Below are 22,172 nucleotides of genomic sequence, written 5' to 3'. Positions count from 1 at the left end.
TCTAAAGATGGAATGAAAGGAGTACTAGTAGATGCTTATGGAACTTATGCTGAAGCGATGAGTCCTGTAATAGGGGCTGTTTTTATGAGCTTGAGTACCATTATTGTTGCTATCAATGCACAATTGTTAAAGCGTAAAATCGGAAAAAAGATATGAGAGGGAAGGCGTTTTTCAATTCTAAACTGGTAACGGTATTTGCCACCCTATTTATAGTAGCTCTAGGGTATGGTGTGATTTTACCAGTCCTGCCATTTTATACAGAGCGACTAGCATTAGGAGCTGGAGCTACTGATGAAAGTATCATTTTTCACATAGGATTCTTGACTAGCATCTTTCCTTTTTTTCAAATGTTATTTGCTCCACTTTGGGGACGGTGGTCTGACAAATTGGGGAGAAGACCACTTCTCATAATTGGAATACTAGGATTTATAATTATGCAGTTTTTGATTGGAATTTCCACATCTCTTTGGATGCTTTATTTAGCTAGAATAATAGGAGGGGTATTCATCTCTGCTGTTATTCCAGTCAGTTATGCTTTAATAAGTGACTTAACGACTAAAGAGAATCGAGCTCGTGGAATTGCGTATGCTGGTACTTCGTATAGTTTAGGAATTGTTGCAGGTCCTTTTATAGGAGGTATTTTAAGTCAAACGGATTTACATTTAAACTTTAAGTTTGGTCACTTTCTGATAAATGATTATTCCATTCCATTCTTTTTTCTTGTATTTGTAGGGATATTGTTATTGTCAATGGCGGAAAAAGGATTACAAAGCGAACTAGGTAATAAAGATTCAAGAAAAATAAAAGAAAAAGATCCTCCAATGAAATGGCAATTAATGGTAGAGAAGCTATTCCCACTTTTGATTTTATCATTTATTTATCAAGTCACTCTTACATTGTTTGAAGCTGTCTTTTCGATTTATTCCAAAAATGAATTACAGTTTGATGCGATTGCTATTGGATATGGCTTTATGGTTTGTGCTTTTGTGATGGCAATATTACAACCATTTGTAGTTTCAAAAAAAGTAGTAGAGAAAATACCTGGACACCATCAACTTATTTTAGGATACTTCATTTTTGGATTAGGCATATTACTTTTGATAAATGCCGATCAGTTAATATCTGTATTGATAATAATTGGAATATTGGCATTAGGAGGAGCTTTTATCATCCCTAATATTACCTCGTTAATATCTCTTAAAGGTGGAGAAACTTCTGGAAGTGCCTTGGGGATTCAAAAATCTACTGACAGTCTTGGGCAAGTAATAGGACCTATTGCAGGGAGTTGGTTATTAACAGTCAACAGTTCATTGCCTTATTTCTTAGCTGGGATAATTGCTATTGGAGTAGCATTGATTCTTGGAATTAGAGAAAGAATTATTACAGTCAAAAATTAATAAAATGGAAGGAGTGAAAATGAAATTAGAAAAGGACAAAATATTGATCATTGGAGGATACGGAGCAGTTGGTTCTGTTCTTTCAATAAATTTATCCAAAGCGTTTCCGATTAAAATAGTTGTAGAAAGAAGGAGTTTGGTGAACCACTTACAACGAAATTGAATAAAACTTTTTAGCAGAAAAATTGTTATTATTGTAGATGTTTAATTCATAAAATGAACAAAATCAGCAGTATATATCGAGGGATATCCCTGTCCTTTTTGAATCATTCCTTTTATAGCGTTTATTTTCATTTACATTTAAACCTCCATGTTCTGCATGACTGGTTCAATACTCTTTGGTCTATTCCAAATAAGCCCTAATTGCTTGTACTGAGCATTTAAAAAAAGAGAAGTATTAATTTACAAAAGACTTCAAAAATCCTTCCGAGGAGCGAGCTTTAATTATTCGACAGGGCATTCATAACCATTAAATTGAAAGTAATAACGCTAATGAAATATTCACTTTTTATATTATTTGTTTTATATTTTTCTACGGTAAGCATTGCACAATCCACTCCTTCCTACGAAGGTAATGTGGATAATTTGCCCGTGAGGGAATACCACCTGACCATTGACAAAAAATCGGTCAATATCACAGGGAAAGAAGTGATGGGAATGACAATTAACAATTCCATCCCTGGCCCAACGCTTCGTTTTACAGAAGGCGACTACGCCAAAATTCATGTAACCAATAACATGAACGTGGAAACATCGGTGCATTGGCATGGTCTATTATTACCCAACTTTTACGACGGTGTTCCTTATCTGACTACACCACCTATTAGGCCTGGGGAAACCTTTACCTATGAATTTGCTTTAAAACAATCTGGTACATATTGGTATCATTCCCACACCATGTTGCAGGAACAATCAGGCGTGTACGGCTCTATTGTTATTGAACCTAAAGAAAAAACTCTAAACTATGATAAAGACTTGGTGATTGTCTTGTCTGATTGGACAGATGATAAACCCATGAATGTGTTGCGAAATTTGAAAAGAGGTAATGAATGGTTTGGTATCAAAAAAGGAACAGCTACCCCTCTCAATCAAGTCATTGCCAAAGGAGCCTTGGGCGCACAGTTCAATTTTTGGAAACAGCGAATGGAGAGTGCCGATATTGCCGATATCTATTATCCTGCATTTTTAACCAATGGAAAAGCTACACAAGAATATTCAGAATTTAAGGCAGGCGAAAAAGTCAGATTACGGATGATAAATGCGGCTGCCTCAACTTATTTCTGGCTGACGTTCGGTGGGAAAACGCCATTACTGGTCGCCAATGACGGACTGGATGTTGTCCCCGTTCAAAAAGAGAAGCTGCTTTTTGCGGTAGCAGAAACGTATGACTTCATTGTGACTATTCCAGAAAATGGCAAGCTGGAAATTCGGGCAACTGCCCAAGATGGGTTGGGTCAAACTTCTGCTTTCTTGGGACAGGGTATGTTGATGGCTGCTCCTGATGTGCCAAGACCTGATAAAATAGCCATGATGAAAGCGATGGCAAAAATGAACATGAAAATGGGCGCACCTGCCCTTAAAGCCAATCCTAAAAACGATGACCCATTTGCCTTGAAAGAAAAATATGGGATGCGAATGGACAATAGGAGTGATATGGAAGAGATGAATCATGGCAATATTGAAATGAAGGAGGATAAAAAGCCCATGCCAGAAATGCAGCATCATAATGAAATGAAAGATAATAGGAGGATGCCGCAGGATTCCATGCCTAAAATGAAGATGGACATGCCAATGGATGCTATTCCCAAAGAAAAAATGAACATGGGTGATATTGAAATGGCAGGGATGAATATGAGTGACGATTTCAGTTATGATTTTTTAAAATCACCCCATAAAACGACTTTCCCCGAAGGTGCACCAGTCAAAGAAATTCTGCTTAACCTGACGGGTAATATGAATCGTTACATCTGGAGTATAAATGGTATCCCACTTACAGAAACCGATAAAATCAAAATCAAGCAAGGGGAAGTTACTCGTATCACACTCAACAACCTGACAATGATGCACCACCCGATGCACCTGCACGGTCATTTCTTTCGGGTATTGAATAAAAATGGGGAATACTCTCCTTTAAAGCATACCGTCAATGTTCCACCCATGCAGGAGGTGACCATTGAATTTTATGACAACGAATATGGTGATTGGTTTTTTCATTGCCATATTCTGTATCACATGATGTCAGGCATGGCCCGTGTTTTTAGTTATGATACGCCAAGAGACGAACGCATGGCAAAGTATCCCTTAAAAAAGCTGATTCACGAAACAGATATGTTTTACACATGGGGAACATTGGACGCAGCTTCACACATGAGTTCAATTGATCTCGTATCCTCGAATACCCGTAACCAATTCAATCTTAGAGCGGAGGTTGGCTATAATGAAAATCTGGAAGCCGAGTTTTCCTATCAACGTTATATATACGATTATGCAAGTGTATTCGCAGGAGTGAATGTAGAGAATACCACGCCAGACAGTCTTGGTTTATACGACGTGGTTGGCATAGGTGGTTTGCGTTTTCTCACGCCTTATCTATTTGACCTCGATGTGCGTGCGGACACTAAATTGCGCCTTCGTATTGGTATTGGCAGGAGTGTGATGTTGTTTCCTCGATTCTCTGTTTTTGGTTATTACGAATACCTCGCTGACTTTGGAGTAGTAACCCATTTTGAAAAGGATAAAAATTATGAAAGCGAAATAGTGTGGAGTGCGGGAGCAGAATATCTGCTTTCTAAAAATATATCCCTGACTGCAAGTTATGATAACAGATTTGGCGGAGGGGGTGGATTGAGCATTCGGTTTTAAAACACTTCAAATAACTTAACTGGTTGCTGCCAATATGAGCGACCTTCTAACTAAATATATATTACTCACTTTTAAAAATTTCAAATAATGAAGAATTTCAAAACCATTTTCTTATTTACGACAATAGCCATTGGGTTATTGCTAATCACAAGTTGCAATAATGCAGTCAATGTTGACCAGCTTTTACAAAATGAAACAACCCGTCAGCAGGTGTTTGAAAAAATTGCTGCGGACCATGAAATGATGACCGGGTTTATGGAAGCCACGATGAACAACGAACACGCAAAGATGATGATGAAGGAACATGACGGAATGAAAGACCTGATGATGGGCGACGACAATATGATGAAAATGATGAAGGATAAGCCCGAAATGATGCAGAACATGATGGGAGAAATGATGAAGGACGGAAACATGATGGGAAACATGATGGGAAACATGATGAAGGACGGAAAGATGATGGGAAACATGATGCAAATGATGAACAAGGAAGGGATGATGAGCGAAGAATGTATGCAGTCCTGTATGAAAATGATGGGCGATAAAGGTATGGACATGGGTAATATGATGGAAGGTAAGAATGGAGATAATCAAAAGTCTCATAACCAATAAAACCCTAAAGACATGATGTATTTCTGGATTATCCTGTTAGCAGGTATCGTTTGGGCGGTGTGGCATTTTGGGAAAAAGAACGGTGATTTTTCATTTGGAAAGAAGAAAGATTCTCCCATTGACATCTTGAAACACCGATTTGCTAAAGGCGAAATTACTGAGGAAGAATACGAAGAAAGAAGAGCTGCACTTAAAGAAGGTGAATAAATAAATACTAACCGTGAGAAGGAAATTTTCCTTCTCACTTAAAATCAATCATTATGCATTTTTATGAAGGTTCTCATTTTTGGGGCATGCACCTCATTTGGTGGATTTTATGGATAATATTCCTCATCTGGATTTTTGCCACACCATACGAAATTCCCGGTAAACGAAAAAGGCAAAAAAGTCCCCTCGAAATTTTACAAAAAAGATTCGCTGAAGGTTCTATTACAAAAGAGGAATACGAAGAACGTAAAGCAATTTTAGAGAGGGATGTCATCAATTAAAGGTTTGTAATAATTTTTTAACAAAAACTTTTTAAATCATGCATACTATAAATTCAAATAAACTTGGATTGGCTCTTGGAACAACAGGTGTCATATTATACCTCGGTTGTATGTGCCTGATGTTGATTGCGGGGCAAGATGGAACAACCTGGTTTTTTAACAGCATTCTACACGGATTGGATGTATCATCAGTAAGCCGGATGAACGTACCTGCCGGACAATCCATTGCCGGCATCGCCCTGACTTTCGGCTTAGGATGGATAACCGGGTTCTTAACCGGAACAATTTACAACTGGAAAAAGACCTGAAGAAAAAATCATAATAAATAACCAATTATGGAGCGATTACAGGAACTCAATAATGGAATAAAACAGAACATAAATGAGTAACTACAAGAAAAATAGTTTGACTTTAACAGGAGCTGTTTCATTAGGAACGGGCGTAATGATTGGTGCAGGTATCTTCGCCCTACTTGGGCAAGTGGCAGAGCTTTCAGGTGAGTTGTTTCCTTTTGTTTTTCTGGTAGGTGCAGTTATTTCTGCCTTTAGTGCTTATACTTATATTAAAATGTCGAATGCCTATCCATCGGCAGGAGGAATTGCCAAGTACCTGAACAAGGCATACGGTAAAGGAGCCATTACAGCGTCAGCGGCCCTTTTAATGGCTTTTTCAATGATCATTAACGAAAGTCTTGTTGCCCGGACTTTTGGTACATATACCCTTCAATTATTCGACAGTGGAGACAACACCTTTTTGACACCATTATTAGGCGTTTTACTCATTATTGTAGCTTTTCTGATCAATATATCAGGTAATAAGTTCATAGAAAAGTCTTCTCTGGCGATGGCAATTCTCAAAATTGGAGGCATTTCTATTTTTGCAATAGCAGGGCTATGGGCAGCTGGTTTTTCATTTGGTGAAGCCATCCCGGAATCAATGCCCGATTATTCTGTTGCCAGTTACTTAGGTGCGTTAGCATTGTCTATCCTCGCATACAAAGGCTTTACTACTATTACCAATAGTGGTGATGAGATAGTGAAACCTCATAAAAATGTTGGACGGGCAATTATAATTTCTTTGCTTATCTGTACGGCAGTTTACGTGCTTGTAGCATTTGCCGTATCCGCCAACTTATCCATTCCTGAAATTATTAAAGCAAAGGATTATTCCCTTGCTGAGGCAGCACAACCCGCTTTCGGAAAAATTGGACTTTGGTTCACTGTTGGTATTGCTATTGTGGCCACTATTTCAGGAATCATAGCCAGCATGTTTGCTGTTTCCAGAATGACGGCTATGTTGACTAATATGGATTTGATACCGCACAGTCATTTTGGAATGTCTGGAAGCATTCAGAAACACATGCTGGTTTACACTGCGGTTATCGCTATTATTCTCACCGTGTTTTTTGACTTAAGCAGAATTGCCTCTTTGGGTGCTATACTTTATTTGGTAATGGACATCATGATCCATTGGGGGGTCCTTAAACATATCCGAGAAGAAATTCAGGCGAAAGCATCCATTATTATCACAGCTATAATTCTTGATTCCATTGTTCTGGGAGCATTTTTGTGGGTGAAGGGTTCAAAAGACATCCTTGTACTTATCGTTGCAGCCGTATTAATGGTTTTGATTTTTATCGGTGAAAAATGGTTCCTGCAATCAATCCCTATTAAAGATGGAGAATAAGACTTTGAAGTAATTGTCACAAATGCAATACTACAGACGGATAAATTTTGAAATAAAAGCAAAGTTGTAAGAGCACGAACTTATTTTTAAAACCCAAACTATAATTTTACTTTTTACCAAACTTACATTATGCACAAAATTCTATTTTTCATCCAATTGGTTTTATTTATTTCGTACACAGGCATTGCTCAAAATCCATTACTTATTCCTCCAATACTTTCCGGTGAAAATATTGATTTAACCCTTCAGCAGGGGAGTGTTGAATTTTACCCAGGTACAAGTACTGCTACTATGGGTGTAAATGGCAATATTCTTGGGCCAACTTTAATGCTTGAAAAAGGACAGGAAGTTAGCATTACTGTAAATAATTTAATTGGAGAAAGCACCACCATTCATTGGCACGGCATGCACGTCTCCGCTGCAAATGATGGAGGACCTCATACCGTTATTGCCGCGGAGGAAACCTGGAATCCCCAATTTACAGTAATGGATAATGCAGCTACTTATTGGTATCATCCGCACCTGCATGAAAAAACAAACGATCATGTTTTACAGGGAATCGCCGGCTTTATCATCGTTCAGGATGAAGAGGAAGCAACACTTGATTTACCACGTACTTACGGTATAGATGATTTTCCAATAGTCATTCAGACTAAAACTTTTGATGCCGATAAACAAATAGTGCTTGGTGCTAATGCGATGGATACTACTGTTTTGGTTAATGCGACCCGAAATCCCTTTGTTAATGTTCCTGCCCAGGTGGTCAGGCTCAGATTATTGAATGGTGCTTCCCAGCGTATTTTTAATTTGGGACTTTCAAATAATTTAACCTTTTTTCAGATTGCTTCCGATGGAGGACTTTTAAGTCAGCCGATTGAATTAACCCGATTGCCATTAGCTCCGGGAGAAAGGGCTGAAATACTTATTGATCTGGCCTCTAATGAAGGGCAAAGTATTTTCCTTAAGAGTTATGCTTCCGAATTACCTACTGGATTTTACGGGGCATTACAGGTAGGTATGAATGCTCAAATGACGATCCCTGGATATAGTTCCAACCCATTAAATGGAGCTGATTTTAACATCCTGCAAATAAATGTTGATGAACCATCTGGAGGCGTCACAACTATTCCAACCCATTTGACTATGCTTACCCCATGGGATCAAAATGATGTTGATACAACCCGAAATTTACTTTTCACCCCAGAAGCTTTTGGCCCAAGTGGAATGGTAAATGGCCCCTTTGTTATTGACGGCAATAGCTTTGATTTAAATGTTATTAATCAAGTCATTCCATTAGATAATGTGGAAATTTGGGAGATTACCAATCAAACCATGATAGCTCATCCATTCCATATTCATGATGTCCAATTTTATTTGCTGACTCGTAACGGTGTACCGGTGCCTGAAAATGAGCAGGGCCGAAAGGATGTAGTTTTAATACCGCCACAATTTGGGAGTATCCGGTTTATTACAAAATTCGAAGATTTTGCCGATGATGAAGTTCCTTACATGTATCATTGCCATATGTTAACTCATGAAGATGAAGGAATGATGGGACAATTTACCGTAGTTGATTATTCAACAGGAATACATGAATTTGAAGGGGAGTCCATTTCCCTTTACCCTAACCCAACTACTCAATCTGTAACGCTAAAAGGCCTAAAACCTTCTGTAATTGAACTTTTTAATACTTCCGGTCAACTTTTAGAACAAAGGGAAACGAGTAAAAATCTTGAATCTTTCGGCTTGTCTAATTATTCTTCAGGAGTTTATTATCTTAAGGTGAAAGATATGGATATGAATCGTACATTTAAGGTGATAAAAAATTAATTAAAACCAACTTTATGGACTTATCGGAAATAAAATCCCTTAAACAGGCAATTTCAATTGAAGTGAAAAACCATATTGAAAATTTAGGAACTTTTAAAAACTTTGAAATTGACGAAGTAAGATCCGTTTTTATGGAAGATAGATATTTTAATCATCTTTCTAATTCAATTTTCCAGGGTACTCCATTCAAAATTGACTTTATCTTAGGGACAATAGATATTGTATACCGCCAAGGTACATCAAAAATACATAATCCCAGTATAGCTCCTAGGTTTGCAGTCTCAAATCTTATGGCACAATATAATCATAAGGAGAAAAAGTTTGAAGTTTTAGGCTTGGAAACGCTCAAATAGATTGGATAGAATTTACTATTAGTGTAAGTAAATAAAAATCTTTATCCTCGACTATCCACCACCTAAGGAGGTGGTTTTAAACGGGTGAAGCCTACAATAAAAAGGAGTAACCATTTTAGGTTACTCCTTGAAATGAATCAATATACATCGCTGCCTTTTCCGCACTTTTCACAGCTTTGAAGATGAATTGATAGTCATTATTTAAAACATCAATCCAGTTTTGAATATAGGCAGCGTTATTGGTAATAGTTTTCGAAAATCCAAGTTCAGCACAAAGAAAGGATGAACAAAGCTCAGCTACCAATTCTTCTTTTGCATAATCTTCTGAATCGAATACATTTTTCAAATTACGATTAAGCCGTAGTGGGTGACCTGTCCAATGGCCAAGTTCATGTAATACAGTTTCGTAGTAGGCAGTCTTGCCTTTAAATTGTTCACGTTTGGGCAGGCAAATCACATCATTGATCGAATTGTAAAATGCTTCGTTACTTGGCCAGTGTATAATGCTTGCATCTGTGTTATTAATCAAACGCTCTGCACTTTCATCCTTCTCTGAATTTGGAAGAACCGGAATATCTTCTCTTTCATAGAAAGAATCTTCAAGACCTGAGGTTTGAGCAAGGTTAAAAACATTATAGTGCCGAAGTATTAAATACTTCCTTAAATCATATTGTTCTTTCTCGGACATCTCCTGTATTTGCTCGTAATCGTATCGTTTACCGTTTTTGTCGTAATAGACTAATTGAGTAAAGAAAATTTCCGAGGACTTATGACCGGAAAGTACCCGACCTCCAAGTTTTTTTACCTGATTAAACGTCAACCATCCGCTGAATGGATATCCAGATTCAATCTGCCTAATTGATAACAGAATTTGATTTATGCCTGAATAGGTTCTTTGGGAGGTTACATTATGTGCTCGTTTACCGTCGGAGGTTATCGCCACCCACGGTTTATCCCACGTCAGTTTTTGATTTTCAAGTAGATCAATAATTTGGTTTGTTACAACCTGGTAAAGGTTAACCTTTCCATTGGTGTGGTTAGATTTTTTCATGGTATTAGAAGTTTTTTGTCAGGAGTGAACTGACAGGTTAAAAGAATGACCGTTAGAGGAATATCAATTCAAAGCTGTGTTGATTTGATTGTCAAGGAAGAATTCTAAAACCAGTATATTAAGATCAGGCAGACAAACCAAGACAGCAATAATTGCCAGGGTGGCAATAGAGGGGTGGATAAAAAAAGTCCAGGAATTGGTTCCCGGACTTTAATTTTCAAATCATGCCCTCATCAGCAAATGAATAGTATGTAAAAGGGGTGATGATTAAGTGATCCAGTACAGCAATATCCAAATACTCACCAGCTTTCTTTAACTTTTTTGTTAAAGCAATATCGGATGCACTGGGCTTGCTTCCTCCAGATGGATGATTGTGTGCAGCAATAATTGAAGCCGCCCGACTTTTAAGAGCCGCAGAAAATACAACTTTTGCATCCACTACAGTTCCTGAGTGGCCACCCTTTGATACATAATAGATACCTATTACACGACCTGTCCGGTTAAGTAATAGAATGTTAAATTCTTCAATGAATTCAAGTTGGTCACTCCAATTATTGAGAAAGATATCGTATGCATCACGTGACTGCCGGATTTGTGGCCTGTCCTGAATATTAATCTTGCTTGTATATACCAACTTAATTTCCGATACCTGGTATAAAGATTTTTTTCTCATGGCCTACTGATTTTGATTGTCAAAGAAATATTTCAAAATCAGTTTATATGAATACAGTACTCATACCAAGAGGGTGATAATTGCCAATATGGCAATTTTGATTATTGGCTTTTTTGCAAAAGAGGAACCGTTATTCCACTAAAAGGCCTACTTGGCGTCCCATCAATCATCAATTTTAAGTAAATCTTGTAATTAGCCAGGTTTATAAAATCCTCAACATCAAATTCAGGATACATTTCCTTTGACATGTGCCTTGCATCTTCTGTTCCAATTCGGAATGAAATAACAGTTCCTATATTACCAAGCACAGCCCTTTTTATCTTCTCATCAAGCTGATGCATGTATTGATGAGCCAAGATCATTCCCACTTTGAATTTTCGTAGTTCAGAAAACATATTGACCAGGGAAAGAGTAGTGAAGTTGTGAAATTCATCCATGTAAACCATAAAAGGAACTCTATCATCTTCTGGAGTATCAACCCGGCTAAAAGCAGCAGAAGCAATGGAAGTAACAAACAAGGCGCCTAGGATATGAGCTACATCGGAACCTAAATGTCCCTTAGATAGATTTACCAAAACGATCTTTTTTTCATCCATTGCCTTTCGAAGAGATACCTCTTCTGTGTTTTCAATCAAAACTCTCCTAATCACAGGATGCACCAACATTCCTCCAATTTTGTTCATCACCGGCAGTAGATCATATTTATGATATTCAGGAAACTCTCTTTTCCAGAATTTTCTTACCAAATCACTTTTTATGTATCTAAGAGCTTCAATTCTGAAAGTTTTGTTAAGTAAGATCTCAGGAATATCCGCAACGGTTGCTCTAGGTTGATCAAGTAGTGTTAAAATCGCATGGCGTAAGATATGCTCTAATTTTACACCCCAGGCTTTATCCCATAGCTTAGAAAACACTTCTAAAATACCAGAAGCCACTAATGATCTTTTCTCATAGGAAACCTTTCTGAAAGGGTTGTATTTAAGATTTAGCTTGCGGTCGGGGATGTTGAAATATATCAGGTCTTTCTTTCTTTCAGGAGGAATACTTTTTTCAATTTTTTCTACAAGATCTCCGTGGGGATCCAGAAGAGCGCATCCTCTTCCAGACTGAATGTCTTGTAATATCATGGTTTCAATACAAGTTGATTTTCCGGTTCCGGTTTTACCGATCATGTAGGTGTGCATTAAACGATCTTTTTGTCTAATACCAAAATGCCTTCGATCGCTTCGCCAGGTGGTTTGAGCAAAGTAGGTTATTTCCTCTTTGGAATTTTTTGACATAGCCCTAATTGTATTGAAACAATTCTTCACTCATAGAGGGCCTTTATTGCAAATATGGCACCTTATACCTTCTATAAATGTTTCGAGGATTTGCATAGACTGGGGTTTATGAATCAAAAACAAAAAGAAAGCAAAATAAGCTTGTTCATTAGAGACGTCTGCAAAGGTAAAACAGAGGAAGAATTGTTAGAAGCGGAAGAAAATTTCAGGAAACTTTTATTGGTAATAAAAAGAATATGTGACCGGTTGGAACGGGAAGGAAAGAGCGTTTCTGACTTTGACGATTTGTAAAAAATCTAGTAAAATTAAGTATATAATCATGAAAAAAGTATATGGATACATACGGGTTTCAACCGTTAAACAAGGTAATGGCGTATCGCTTCAAGAGCAAAAAGAAGCGATAATTCGGTATGCAGAAAAGAATGATCTTCATATTATTCAATGGTTTGAAGAAAAAGAAACAGCAGCCAAACAAGGAAGAACATTATTTACAAAAATGATGAAATTGTTGCGAGCTGGGAAAGCCAAAGGAGCCATTATTCATAAAATAGATAGAAGTGCTCGTAACCTAAAAGACTGGGCAGCGTTAGGAGATTTAATTGATGAAGGTATCGAAATTCATTTTGCCCACGAAAGCCTTGACCTGGATACAAGGGGTGGACGTTTGGCAGCTGATATACAAGCAGTCATTGCATCGGATTACATCAGAAATCTTCGTGAAGAGGCAATTAAAGGCCTCTATGGTCGCTTAAAGCAAGGTATCTATCCTTTCAGTGCTCCAATCGGATATGTTAATAACGGTGGTGGTCAATTAAAAACAATTGATCCAGTTCAAGGGCCATTGGTAAAGAAAGCATTTGAACTATATGCAAGTGAAAAATATAACCTTGAATCTCTAGTGAAGGTTATGGATGAATTTGGACTAAAGAATATGAACGGAAACTTAATTTCCATAAATGCAATGTCCAGAATGCTAAACAACCCTTTTTATGCAGGAGTATTAAAAGTTAAAGGCAAAACATTTGCTGGAAAGCATGAACCTTTAATTACTCCCAGGCTTTTTGCGCAAATTCAAAACGTTCTGAAAGGTAAAACAAATACCAGGTACTTAAAACATGATTTCTTGTTCCGCAGAAAAGTGAAATGTGTTGATTGTGGGCGATCTCTTATCGGAGAAAAGCAAAAAGGACATATATATTACCGTTGCCAAACTAAAGGCTGTCCAACTAAAACAATACGTGAAGAACGTATTGAAAAGTATTTGATTCGGTCTTTAGAAAACCTTCAATTGCATGATGTTGAAAACAGTATCTTAATTGAGTTATTGGAAGAGGCAGAGAACAATTGGTCAGAAACTCAGAAAGGGATAAAGGATTCTTTATTAATGCAACAAAGTAAAATATCTCAAAAATTAGAGAGACTCACCGACGCTTATATTGAGAATGCCATTGACAAGGAACTATTTGAGCGTAAAAAGGAAAAACTTCTGATAGAACAGCAGGGATTACACCACAAAATACAGTGTATTTCAGGTCAAAAAGAGGCTGTTTTTAAGAAAGCTAAAAATTACCTCGAACTGGTAAAAAGCCTTAAAAAAACCTACTTAATAGGAATATTGGAAGAAAAAAGAGAAGTTATCAAAATCATTACCTCGAACCTTATGATTCAAGGAAAAAAGCTAATGATTTCAATGGTATCTCCGTATCAAGAGATTGGAAATCGGCATAGTTTTTCATCATGTGTACTCAATCACCACACGCCTCGAAGTTGTATACCCAAAATTGCCAATACTGACATAAATGCACCCCCTCAGATTGTGGATAACCCAGAACTAAGAGAAAGCATGCGGGAATTGTTAGAAACTATAATTGCCTTCTTCGAGAAAGAAGCAAAGAAGGAGGGTCAAGATGATTATGTATAAAAGGACTACACAAGTGCCAAATATCATATTCGATAAATATCTACCAAACCTCAAAGAATCAGAACTAAAAATACTTCTCATCATCATCCGTCAAACCTATGGCTGGGTAAATACAAAAACCGGTAAACGAAAAACCAGAGATAGAATTACCCAAAGCCAATTCATCAAGAAAACAGGCCTATCTCGTAGAGTAATATCGAAAACCATCAAATCTTTAGTAGAAAAGAAGCTAATTATTGCTTCTGATTTCGAAAGAAAGGAACTCTATGATTCCAGTGACAGGAAAGGAAAATCCTACATCTTCTATTCCTTTCATCCAGTGCATATTTTGACACTTACCTGTGCACAATCTACACCTGAACCTGTGCACAATAGTGCATATAACAAAACTAACTATACAAAAGAAAAAAAGACAAAACTAAGGGAGAAAAATTCTAGAAGAAAGGGTGGAGTTGTTAGTGTTGGGGAGGTAATGAATTCTATGAGTTATTGAATGATGTCATCCACCTATTGAAATATTAATAAAAATTAAGTAAATTAGGCAATTATTTGTATTGTATATCCTAAAAAAACCCACTCACCATTTTTATATCCTGTGTCACTTTTTTGAATTGGATTGCAATAACATAAAAATTGTAATAGTATAATGGTATAATTCACCTTTTGAAACGTAATGAAGAGATTTTGTTTGCTAAAATAAATAATGGTAAGACTAGCTAAAAATTAATGATTGAAAAAGCTATGGAGGAGGAAATTTTGAAAGTTATAGAATCCGAATACTTATTTCATATAGAAGGACAAGAAGTAGAATTTAAAGAACAATTTAATCTATTACTTCAAGTCCCAGACGCCAATCGTCGATATGAGGTAGAAATTCGACTCGGCAAAACTGATGAAGCTCATAGTTGAGATTCGTCTTCCACAGTCAGAAGAACTCCAGCAATTGATTGACGAATCTGGTATTGACGATATGGGTTACTTGAAGAAGTGGGGGAAATATCGTTTTAGAATTTCCAAAACAGATATCAAAACTCATCATGAACTCTTAAAGAAGATTATGTAGTTAGCATATGAGAATGAGTAACAAATAATGTAAGATAACCTCTATTAAAGAATAATCATAAACCATGAAGCTATCGAAAATTAAGATTAAAAACTTCAAGTGTTATGGAGATAATGAAGTAATAATAAATGTAAAAGAAGATTTAACAGCATTCGTTGGTGCGAATAGCACAGGTAAATCGGCAACATTCCAAGCTTTGTTAAAAATCTTTGGAACCAGCTTTACTCAAAAAGAAATAACAAGGTCTGACTTTCATTTGCCAAAAGGAACCTCACCTTCTAGTCTTCAAGAAAGCTCTTTTTATATCGAAACGGCCTTTGACTTTCTTGATAAAGATGGGAATCATGACGATAATGCAATACCTCATTTTTTTGATCAGATGGTGGTGAATGATGGGAGCTCTCCTCCATACTTAAGGATAAGACTGGAAGCTACTTGGCAAAAATCAGAACTATCACCCGAAGGGGAAATTGAAAGTAAGCTTGTTTATATAACTGCTCCTGAAGGTCAAGAAGGAGCTAAAGGAGAGAATAGAACTCCTGTACCATCTCGACATCGACTATTAATCCAGGCAATGTATGTTCCTGCAATCAGAAAACCATCAGAGCAATTGAAGTTTGCCTCTGGAACTATCCTTTGGCGATTAATGCAGAAAGTAAAATGGGGTGATGCTTTCATGGATGAATTACAAAATAGGGTTGACCAAGTTAACAGTCATTTATCCAGTCATACGGATTTTGATTCTGTAAAAACTACGATTGGAGATTTTTGGAAAAATTTTCATGGGGATGAAAGATATCAGTCTTCCTCTTTAACTGTCGGGAGTAGTGATTTTAATGAACTACTTAAGAAAATTGAAATTGAATTTCTACCTACCGAAACAGGTCGTCCGTATCAGATTGGAGATTTAGGTGAAGGACTGAGGTCATTATTTTATCTTTCATTAGTTTGTTCTTTACTCAAAATCGAACAAGACTATGAACCAGAAGCAGGTGAGGTAATTCAGAAGCCTTTATTAACTCTACTAATTGTTGAGGAACCAGAAAATCATATCTCACCACATTTATTAGGAAAAGTGATTAAAAACTTATTGGAAATTGCTTCTCAACCGAATGCTCAAACTATTCTTTCTTCTCACACTCCTGCGATAATTCAAAGAATTGATCCTGAGTCGGTTCGCCATCTAAGAATTGAGAAAAATGAGTATTGTACAATTGTTAAGGAGATTACACTTCCTGAAAAAACAGATGAAGCTTACAAATATGTAAAAGAAGCGGTAAGGAATTACCCTGAAATTTACTTTGCAAGTATAGTAGTTATTGGAGAAGGTGATAGCGAAGAAATTGTGTTCAATCGTTTCTCAAGAGTTGTTAATCAACCAGCGGATGAAATGGGAATCACGATTGCTCCTCTTGGGCATCGGTTTGTAAATCATATTTGGAAGTTACTCAATGATTTGTCGATACCTCATGTAACCCTTTTGGATCTTGACTTTGAACGTCATGGTGGAGGATGGGGAAGAATTAAATACATTGTCAAACAACTTAGGAAAATCGGGAAAGCAGAAAAAATTGGAAAACAAGGAGGAGAAAATTTTACTGATGATGAAATTGACGGTATGCATAAATGGGATATTGAAGAACGAGATACCATTTATTCATGGGTAAGTCACCTAGAACAATATGATGTTTATTATTCCCAACCTCTGGATTTAGATTTTTTATTCCTCAGTGAATTTGAAACAGAATACAAAAGGACCTTACCTAAGGGAGGAGGCCCACAAATTCCTGATAAAGTAGCTGATCCAGATGCTTTTACGGAAAAATTGGAAAAAGGAATACAGGCTACTTTGAAACCTGCTGGAGGAAGCGGAGAGAGTTATACCGATGATGAAAAAGAACTTATGATTTGGTATAACTATTTTTTCCTTGGAAGAGGAAAACCGTCAACACATATCGCGGCTCTCGCAGAATTGGACGACCAAGAATTAAAAGATCGCATGCCTGATGTTTTTAAGAAAATCTTTAAGAGGATAAACGAGTTAGTTAATTCATAAGAAACTACAACACCATAATTCCATTATATATGTATGTAAAGCCTGAAAACTGGAAACCTAGTGATGGATTGACGCTGGAGCCAAATGCCTTGAAGGTTGTTACCGAATCAAAAGATAATTATCTTGTTGTTGCTGGCCCTGGCGCTGGAAAAACTGAGTTGTTAGCTCAACGAGCAAGTTTTTTATTACAAACTAATTCTTGCCTTTTTCCAAAAAAGATTCTTGCAATTAGTTTTAAAAGAGATGCGGCAAAAAACTTAAATGATCGAGTCGAAAAAAGATGTAAAAAGCATTTAGCAGTTAGATTTAATTCAGTTACATTCGATACGTTTGCAAAAGGAATCTTAGATAGGTTTATTCATGCATTGCCTGAAAGATATAAACCTATAACATACGAAGTGTTACTTGATTACAGAGATGTTGAAGGAATTTTCAGACACATAAATGTTGGTTTCGCTACCTCCCATAATCGAAATGAATTGGTTAGGTTTTTAACAGAAGAGCAATTACCCTTAAAAGAATCGCCAACAGATGAAAAAGAAATTGTGGTAAAGGAGGTTTGGGAACATTTTTTAAAAGGGCAAAAACCGAGACTAACATTTCCAATGATTTCAAGACTAGCAGAACTTATTGTAAATAAAAATCCACATATAAAAAGATATCTCCAAGCGACTTATACTCATGTTTTTCTTGACGAATTTCAGGATACAACTCATCATCAATATGACCTTTTAAAATCGTGCTTTCAAGGGGCTGGCGCAATTTCAACAGCTGTTGGGGACGACAAACAAAGGATCATGGGTTGGGCTGGAGCAAAAAAAGATATTTTCGAGGATTATGAAAAAGAGTTTGATGGGATGCGTACAAGCTTATTGATGAATTATCGTTGCGCTCCAAAAATTATTGCTCTTCAGAAGGTTCTTATGTCTGAACTTATGATGGTGGAAATAGATGTGAAATACCCAACAAAATGGAAAGAAGATGATGGCAATGTAGAGTTTTGGTTCTATAATAATGAGGATGACGAAGCAAGAATTTCAGCACAAAATATTAAAGAAATTATTGATACAAACAAACTATCACAAGATCAAGTCTGTATTCTTGTAAAACAACAAGTTCCCAAGTATTCAGCGAAAATAATTGAAGCATTAAGAGGTTTAGGAATTAATGCACGAAATGAAACGACTTTCCAAGACCTTCTTACCGAAGACCTTGTTCTATACATACTCAATATCATTAAATTAGCAACTTCCAAAGGAAATCCAAAAGGGTACCAATTTGTATATGACTTTATCAAAAAAGTCATAGATATTCATGACGACAAGGAAGGGATAAAACAAGAGTCTAAACTAAAAGATTTTCTAAATGACCTGTGCATAAATACCTTACCTAATATAGGTGATGTAGAAGATCTTAAAGTTTGTGTTCAAACCATTATTGATTATTTAGGTGTCAAAGCAATTAACTCTTACTACACCCAATACCGAAACCTTAGCTATGTCAGAGAACTAAAGTTTGCTATTGCCGAATTGCTTTGGAATGAACATCAAAGAACTAAGGATTGGAGTAATGCCATTGAAGGATTTATGGGAATAGATTCTATTCCTGTAATGACGATCCATAAAAGTAAAGGACTTGAGTATAATACGGTTATATTTTTAGGGTTAGAAGATGGAGCATTTTGGAGTTTTAAAAATCAGCCTGAAGAAGATACTTGCGCTTTTTTCGTTGCAATGTCTAGGGCTGAAACAAACTTGGTTTTTACTTTTTCTAAAGAGAGACATAATCGACAACAACTAAACCAAGACATTAAATCCTTTTATGGTGTATTACAAAAATCTGGAATAGTAGAAGTAAAGAATTACAGTAAATGATTTTCAACTATAGGTAGCATCCAGTAAAATGATTTTTTTTGACTGCCTAGAGTGAACATTATTACTCCTTCTTCTTCAATTTCTGATAATGGTAAGCTCCCATATTTTTAATGAGTGTTATATCATCTATTTTATTGGGCCTAATCACGAATTTATCTACGATATCATTATTATTTTAATAAAATGTCCTAGTAGGTCCTTCTAAGCACAGCTATTCATTCCTCTTTTAAAAGGCAGAAAGAACCCAATACTCAATATGTGGATAAGTACGTATTTGACATATACCCCCCTAGGGTATATACTTTTGGGTATGATAAAAGACATCAAAAAACAAGTATCAAATCGTCTTAATCGCATAGGGGGACAAGTACGAGGTTTGCAAAAAATGGTAGAAGAAGAAAAATATTGCGTGGATATTATCACGCAGTCTTCTGCCATACGCCAAGCATTGTCATCTGTCGAGAATTTGATGCTAAAGAATCATCTTTCAACACATGTAATGCATCAAATGAAGAAGGGAGAAACGAAAAAGGCCACAGAAGAAGTTTTGAAAGTTTATAAGTTGGCAAAGAAAATATAATATGAGGAAAGACTTAAATTCGACAGATATGTTTATAATCTTCCTTTCCTTCATTCTTGTCTTTATTACTTTTAATAATGTCATGCATGTCGGTATACACGTAGGACATGCTCATGAAGATTATGTGGGTGACAGCATTGTAGAATACGAAGAAGATCATGATGACGGGGAAGTAGCTGACTTTGAAATATATCCAGGTGATGTGGTAAAGAAAATTCAGAACAATGAAGATGTTATATTGCTAGATGTGCGTACTCTTGAAGAATATCAAGAAACTCATTTAGAAAATTCACTTCTGCTGCCAGTGCAAGAGCTTTCACAGCAGGCTTTGAATAAAATCGGCCTTGGGGAAGATATGAAAGACAAGGAAATCATAATATATTGCCGAAGTGGGAATAGGAGTAAAACAGCATACGACATCATGGATTCTCTGGGGTATACAAATATAAAGAGTGTGTCAGGAGGGATGGTGCATTGGGAGGAAGATAATTATCCGTTCACTGAGTCTGGTGAATATAAAGGAGTACTTTCTAATACAGAAATGAGCGAAGAAGTTGATAGTGGTCCTCGAATTTTCTTTGACCGTATCTTGTATGATTTCGGAGATGTGCCCCAATCAGCTGGAGTTATAAGTACGACTTTTGAAATTATGAATATAGGTAATGAGAAGCTTGAAATAGGTGCCTTGAGTACTAGTTGTGGATGTACCACGGCTGAGATTTCAGGAAAAAGTATTGACCCAGGAAATTCTGCTACCTTGACCGTATCTTTCGATCCAGATTTTCATAGTGAACCGTCAGATAAGCTTACAAGAACAGTCTTCATACCAACCAATGATATAAATCAGCCAGAAGCTGAGGTAAAAATCACAGTGGATATATTAGAAGGAGAGTAATTATTAATTATTACCAAAGACGGATTAGTTTTTGGTTAAAGTAAAAAATATATGAAAACAGATAAAATAACATTAATTTCTATTATTAGCTTAGTTGTTCTAGTCGTGATCTTGATGGTTGCAGCTCCTGGTAAAAACAGTCAGTCAAATAAAGTTGAAGCAGTGGCTACTTCAGCGCTTGTCGCAGATAAGGAACTATTTGATTTTGGAGAGATAGATATCTTCGGAGGGAAAGTTACTACACAGTTTAGTTTGACAAATAACGGATCTGAGGATATAACAATCCTCGCAGGTACTACTAGTTGTGCTTGCACCGATGCAGATATAGGTGGAATCACTTTTGGTATGCACGAGAGAATGAAGGATACTTTAGTCGTTCCTGCAGGTGGTACAGAGAATATGAATGTAATATATGATCCTTTAGCTCACGGACCAGATGCTACTGGATTGATTCAGCGTAGTGTTTTTCTTAAAACAAATTCTGACATGACTCCAGAAGTAGAAGTTCGTATTAAAGCGATGGTGATTAAGAATGAATAAATAACATAACTAAATGAATACTAAGCTTAAAAAAATACGTAAGTTAAGAATATCGTTAGTAGCTGTATTTGTTTCTATTTTTCCAATTGTTTCTCACGCGCATTGCCCACTCTGCACAGCAGGTGCTGGAGTCTTAGCTGTGATAGCAGTATCTCTCGGTGTCCCTGGAATTATTATTGCGAGTTTGCTCGGAGGATTTGCTCTGGCCTTGGGTCTGTGGATGAAAAATGTAATAAAGAAGAAATATTTCCCACATCAGGATCTAGTCGTTACTTGGCTTATATATTTATCCACTGTTATACCTCTGTGGCCTATTTTGAAAGATTTTAAAGCATTATATATACCATTCTTAGGAATTGATAAATATGCTGAGACTATACCTGTGGATTTATTCATAGTGGGTGTTGTCGTAGGAGCCATAGTGCTCATCGTTTCTCCATATATAAGTAGGAAGGTAACAATGCTAGCCAAGAAACAAATCATTCCATTCCAAGGAATAATAATAACTATTATTCTACTGGTCGTAATTCCTTTACTAATTGATCTTTTCTTATTGACGTCATGATGTACCTTTTACTGAGTGTTACTGTTCTGTTTGTCGTTGGAATATTACTTAGAAAATTCTTTCCAGAAATGTGCGCCATTTGCTTCGCTGTATTTACAACTTGGTTGGTAGGTTTGGTGGGGTATTTGGTATTTGACACAAGTAGTATTGGATCTATCGATAGTACTACTCTTGGTGTTCTGATGGGAGGTAGTGCTGTCGGTGGGATGTATTATCTTTTTAAAGATAAAGTTGAGAGTTGGCAGATATTTAAATTACCTTATCTAATTACGGCATTTGGATTAGTGTATATGGCGTTGTCAAAAAATATTGAAGCAAATATCGTGATATTAATAATTAGTCTTTGGATTGTATTTTTCTTGATATATTTTTCAAGAAATAAGCAGGGGGCAAAGTGGTTTAAGGAAATAGTCGAATGTTGTAAGAATTGGTAAGGAGTACTTATT

The 22,172-nt window shown here is 36.5% G+C and carries 24 protein-coding genes; 21 read left to right on the top strand and 3 right to left on the bottom strand.

Translation table 11 applies throughout. The features are described 5' to 3' along the window. The first annotated feature begins 12 nt into the window (after positions 1-12). The 11 genes from H6571_21995 to H6571_21945 all read left to right on the top strand — a co-directional run bounded on the left by H6571_21995 (position 13) and on the right by H6571_21945 (position 9,228). The gene (locus H6571_21995; protein MCB9326426.1) at positions 13-156 is read left to right on the top strand and encodes a hypothetical protein; all 144 of its coding nucleotides are present in this window, start codon (positions 13-15) and stop codon (positions 154-156) included. Further along, positions 153-1,397, top strand: a complete 1,245-nt coding sequence (locus H6571_21990; protein MCB9326425.1) for an MFS transporter — start codon at positions 153-155, stop codon at positions 1,395-1,397. The genes H6571_21995 and H6571_21990 overlap by 4 nt, the downstream gene beginning before the upstream one ends. Before the next feature lie 4 nt (positions 1,398-1,401). Then, positions 1,402-1,560: a hypothetical protein gene (locus tag H6571_21985; protein ID MCB9326424.1), complete on the top strand. Its 159-nt coding sequence runs from the start codon at positions 1,402-1,404 to the stop codon at positions 1,558-1,560. Positions 1,561-1,889: 329 nt separating this feature from the next. Continuing rightward, complete coding sequence (locus H6571_21980; GenBank protein MCB9326423.1) at positions 1,890-4,259, top strand: multicopper oxidase domain-containing protein; 2,370 nt, start codon at positions 1,890-1,892, stop codon at positions 4,257-4,259. An 87-nt stretch (positions 4,260-4,346) separates the two neighbouring features. Next, positions 4,347-4,871 (top strand): hypothetical protein, encoded by a 525-nt coding sequence (locus tag H6571_21975; GenBank protein MCB9326422.1) that lies wholly within the window; start codon positions 4,347-4,349, stop codon positions 4,869-4,871. 12 nt (positions 4,872-4,883) lie between these two features. Beyond that, positions 4,884-5,078, top strand: coding sequence for an SHOCT domain-containing protein (locus H6571_21970; protein ID MCB9326421.1), 195 nt, complete (start codon positions 4,884-4,886; stop codon positions 5,076-5,078). 53 nt (positions 5,079-5,131) lie between these two features. Further along, positions 5,132-5,359 carry an SHOCT domain-containing protein gene (locus H6571_21965; GenBank protein ID MCB9326420.1) on the top strand — a complete coding sequence of 76 codons (228 nt, stop codon included), beginning with the start codon at positions 5,132-5,134 and terminating at the stop codon, positions 5,357-5,359. Positions 5,360-5,397: 38 nt separating this feature from the next. Next, entirely contained in the window at positions 5,398-5,667 is a 270-nt protein-coding gene (locus tag H6571_21960; protein MCB9326419.1) for a hypothetical protein, read from the top strand. Positions 5,668-5,740: 73 nt separating this feature from the next. Further along, positions 5,741-7,045, top strand: coding sequence for an APC family permease (locus H6571_21955; GenBank protein MCB9326418.1), 1,305 nt, complete (start codon positions 5,741-5,743; stop codon positions 7,043-7,045). Between the two features lie 129 nt (positions 7,046-7,174). After that, positions 7,175-8,875 carry a multicopper oxidase domain-containing protein gene (locus H6571_21950; GenBank protein ID MCB9326417.1) on the top strand — a complete coding sequence of 567 codons (1,701 nt, stop codon included), beginning with the start codon at positions 7,175-7,177 and terminating at the stop codon, positions 8,873-8,875. Positions 8,876-8,889: 14 nt separating this feature from the next. Then, complete coding sequence (locus H6571_21945) at positions 8,890-9,228, top strand: hypothetical protein (protein MCB9326416.1); 339 nt, start codon at positions 8,890-8,892, stop codon at positions 9,226-9,228. Positions 9,229-9,343: 115 nt separating this feature from the next. On the opposite strand, the gene H6571_21940 is transcribed toward H6571_21945, so the two are convergent. The 3 genes from H6571_21940 to H6571_21930 all read right to left on the bottom strand — a co-directional run bounded on the left by H6571_21940 (position 9,344) and on the right by H6571_21930 (position 12,232). Then, positions 9,344-10,279 (bottom strand): DUF1738 domain-containing protein, encoded by a 936-nt coding sequence (locus H6571_21940; GenBank protein MCB9326415.1) that lies wholly within the window; start codon positions 10,277-10,279, stop codon positions 9,344-9,346. Positions 10,280-10,496: 217 nt separating this feature from the next. After that, positions 10,497-10,952, bottom strand: a complete 456-nt coding sequence (locus tag H6571_21935) for a JAB domain-containing protein (GenBank protein ID MCB9326414.1) — start codon at positions 10,950-10,952, stop codon at positions 10,497-10,499. 101 nt (positions 10,953-11,053) lie between these two features. Next, positions 11,054-12,232: a type IV secretion system DNA-binding domain-containing protein gene (locus H6571_21930; GenBank protein ID MCB9326413.1), complete on the bottom strand. Its 1,179-nt coding sequence runs from the start codon at positions 12,230-12,232 to the stop codon at positions 11,054-11,056. Positions 12,233-12,551: 319 nt separating this feature from the next. On the opposite strand from H6571_21930, the gene H6571_21925 reads away from it, so the two are divergent. The 10 genes from H6571_21925 (at position 12,552) to H6571_21880 (ending at position 22,160) form a co-directional block, all read left to right on the top strand. Beyond that, positions 12,552-14,153 carry a recombinase family protein gene (locus H6571_21925; protein ID MCB9326412.1) on the top strand — a complete coding sequence of 534 codons (1,602 nt, stop codon included), beginning with the start codon at positions 12,552-12,554 and terminating at the stop codon, positions 14,151-14,153. A 13-nt stretch (positions 14,154-14,166) separates the two neighbouring features. After that, positions 14,167-14,646 (top strand): replication protein, encoded by a 480-nt coding sequence (locus H6571_21920; GenBank protein MCB9326411.1) that lies wholly within the window; start codon positions 14,167-14,169, stop codon positions 14,644-14,646. A gap of 233 nt (positions 14,647-14,879) precedes the next feature. Then, a complete protein-coding gene (locus H6571_21915; protein MCB9326410.1) occupies positions 14,880-15,062 on the top strand; it encodes a hypothetical protein in 183 nt (60 codons plus the stop codon). 218 nt (positions 15,063-15,280) lie between these two features. Then, positions 15,281-17,272, top strand: a complete 1,992-nt coding sequence (locus tag H6571_21910; protein ID MCB9326409.1) for an AAA family ATPase — start codon at positions 15,281-15,283, stop codon at positions 17,270-17,272. Positions 17,273-17,301: 29 nt separating this feature from the next. Beyond that, the gene (locus H6571_21905) at positions 17,302-19,146 is read left to right on the top strand and encodes an ATP-dependent helicase (protein ID MCB9326408.1); all 1,845 of its coding nucleotides are present in this window, start codon (positions 17,302-17,304) and stop codon (positions 19,144-19,146) included. A 310-nt stretch (positions 19,147-19,456) separates the two neighbouring features. Next, positions 19,457-19,726: a metal-sensitive transcriptional regulator gene (locus H6571_21900; protein MCB9326407.1), complete on the top strand. Its 270-nt coding sequence runs from the start codon at positions 19,457-19,459 to the stop codon at positions 19,724-19,726. Positions 19,727-19,754: 28 nt separating this feature from the next. Next, positions 19,755-20,621 (top strand): DUF1573 domain-containing protein, encoded by an 867-nt coding sequence (locus H6571_21895; protein ID MCB9326406.1) that lies wholly within the window; start codon positions 19,755-19,757, stop codon positions 20,619-20,621. A 51-nt stretch (positions 20,622-20,672) separates the two neighbouring features. Next, positions 20,673-21,161 carry a DUF1573 domain-containing protein gene (locus H6571_21890; protein ID MCB9326405.1) on the top strand — a complete coding sequence of 163 codons (489 nt, stop codon included), beginning with the start codon at positions 20,673-20,675 and terminating at the stop codon, positions 21,159-21,161. 13 nt (positions 21,162-21,174) lie between these two features. Continuing rightward, positions 21,175-21,726: a hypothetical protein gene (locus H6571_21885; GenBank protein MCB9326404.1), complete on the top strand. Its 552-nt coding sequence runs from the start codon at positions 21,175-21,177 to the stop codon at positions 21,724-21,726. Then, entirely contained in the window at positions 21,723-22,160 is a 438-nt protein-coding gene (locus H6571_21880; GenBank protein ID MCB9326403.1) for a hypothetical protein, read from the top strand. Before H6571_21885 ends, H6571_21880 begins: the two co-directional genes overlap by 4 nt. Positions 22,161-22,172: the final 12 nt, after the last annotated feature.

Source organism: Lewinellaceae bacterium (genome assembly GCA_020636105.1).
In the GTDB taxonomy this organism is placed as follows: Bacteria; Bacteroidota; Bacteroidia; order Chitinophagales; family Saprospiraceae; genus BCD1.
Note: the sequence above shows the minus strand (reverse complement) of the source record. Positions and strands in the feature narration are given on the sequence as shown.